Below are 2210 nucleotides of genomic sequence, written 5' to 3'. Positions count from 1 at the left end.
CCACTAGACGAAGGGGACGTATCCGGACTTCTCTATGCCGAGGTGTTACCCTGGCTACCTGCTGCGCGTTGTTCGCTGCAAGTGGCGCGCATTTTATGCGTCACATTCCACCTCGTCAACAACTATATCCATTCCCTGTAGAGCAAATGTGATCTCGGCTCCCCCTCCCCCCTGAACAGGCCCCTGGATCAACCCACCCTATCAGCCAAACGAGCTGCCGCCACACGGCTACACTTTCATTCCAGACCCTACCCCTGAGCCAATCGTCAGCAAGCCTCAAGGAAGGCAGACAGCATGACAATGACCACCTGCAGGTCCCTCATCCTTGGCAGCAGCCTACTGGCAGCCAGCATCACCAGCGCCCAGGAGATAGCCGACACCGTTTACCTTGGCGGTCCCATTCTGACAATCAATGACGAGCAGCCGACAGCGGAGGCTGTCGCCGTCCAGGACGGACGCATAATCGCCGTTGGCAGCCTCGATCAGATAAGACTTCACCATAGCGCCGCAACCAGGGTATTCGACTTGCACGGCCGCGCCATGCTTCCGGGCTTCGTCGACAGCCATGGTCACGTCGTCATGGGCGGCCTTCAAGCGCTATCAGCCAACCTGCTGGCGCCACCTGATGGCAAGGTGACCGATATCGCCAGCCTCCAGGACTCACTGCGTACGTGGATGGAAGAAAACGAAGCCGCGGTCAAAAAAATCAAACTGATCATCGGATTTGGTTACGACAACGCCCAGCTGGCAGAACTACGTCACCCCACCCGACAGGATCTGGATGCAGTATCGACCGAGTACCCCATCATGATCGTGCATCAGTCGGGCCATCTCGGTGTGGCCAACTCCAAAGCGCTCGAGCTAGCAGGCATTGACGCGTCTACCGACAACCCTCCCGGCGGCGTCATTCAACGAGGCAGCGACGGCAATCCCAATGGGGTGTTGGAGGAATATGCGTTCTTCACTGCGCTGATGCCGATGCTCTCCGGGCTAGGCCCGGAAGGCATGCAGATATTTGCCAAGGCGGGCGCTGAAATGTGGGCTCGTTTCGGCTACACCACCGCGCAGGATGGGCGCTCCTCTGGCGGCGTTGTCGAGGCACTGAAGGCCGTTGACCAGGCCGGCGACCTCCCCATTGACGTTATCGCCTACCCGGACGTGCTCGAATCCAAAGACTATCTTGAAGCCCATGTATCGCACACCTACACCGGCCACGTTCGCACTGGCGGTTGCAAGCTGACCATCGACGGCTCCCCGCAAGGGTTTACAGCCCTGCGCGACCGCCCCTACTACGACCCGGTTGGTGACTACCCGGAGAACTATGCAGGCTACGCCGCAGTGACCATGAAACAGGTCCAGGACTCGGTCAACTGGTGCTACCAGCACAAAATGCAGATCATCACCCACGCCAACGGCGAGGGAGCATCCGACATGCTGATAAGCGCCCTCAAAGCCGCGCAGAAGCAATATGGCGACCCCGGTAACCGCCCGGTTTTGATTCACGGCCAGTTCCTGCGCGAAGATCAGGTCGACAGCTACCAGGAGCTGGGCGTTTTCACGTCACTATTCCCGATGCACACCTTCTACTGGGGCGACTGGCACCGCGAACATACTGTCGGCCCCGCGAACGCCGAGAAGATCTCACCGACCGGCTGGGTACGCGCACGCGGCATGATGTTCGGCTCTCACCACGACACGCCTGTTGCCTTCCCCGACAGCATGCGGATTCTCGACGCTACGGTAACGCGGCGTACTCGCTCCGGCGATATTCTGGGGCCGACACAGCGTGTGGACGTCATGACTGCCCTGAAGGCAATGACTATCTGGCCAGCGTGGCAACAGTTCGAGGAAGAAACCAAAGGCAGCATCGAGACGGGCAAGATCGCCGACTTTGTAATCCTGTCCAGGGACCCGACCAGCGTCGATCCGGAAACGCTCGACCAACTACGCGTCATGGCCACGATCAAGGACGACAAGGTTATCTATCAGGCCAGCGAAAGCGACCAGGCGAGCTCTCTGCCACGCCCGCCGCTGATTGCCGATCAGGCGCACGCCCACCACCTGCTTGACGCCTGGTACGAGGGGCTTAACAACTGACGATCTCGCCAGCCAGCGTCGGAAGCAGTGGTCGCGGGAAAAAGACCATTTGGGCACAAAAAAACCGCCACTTGGACGGTTTCTTTGTTACGACTGGAGCGGGAAACGAGACT

Annotated in this window: 1 protein-coding gene; it reads left to right on the top strand. The window is 59.4% G+C overall.

All coding sequences use genetic code 11. The annotated features are described in order from the left end of the window. Positions 1 to 294 precede the first annotated feature (294 nt). Positions 295 to 2097 carry an amidohydrolase gene (locus tag CNQ84_RS20155; protein ID WP_096006534.1) on the top strand — a complete coding sequence of 601 codons (1803 nt, stop codon included), beginning with the start codon at positions 295 to 297 and terminating at the stop codon, positions 2095 to 2097. The last annotated feature ends 113 nt before the right edge of the window (positions 2098 to 2210 follow it).

The organism is Pseudomonas abyssi, assembly GCF_002307495.1.
GTDB classification, from domain to species: domain Bacteria; phylum Pseudomonadota; class Gammaproteobacteria; order Pseudomonadales; family Pseudomonadaceae; genus Halopseudomonas; species Halopseudomonas abyssi.
Note: the sequence above shows the minus strand (reverse complement) of the source record. Positions and strands in the feature narration are given on the sequence as shown.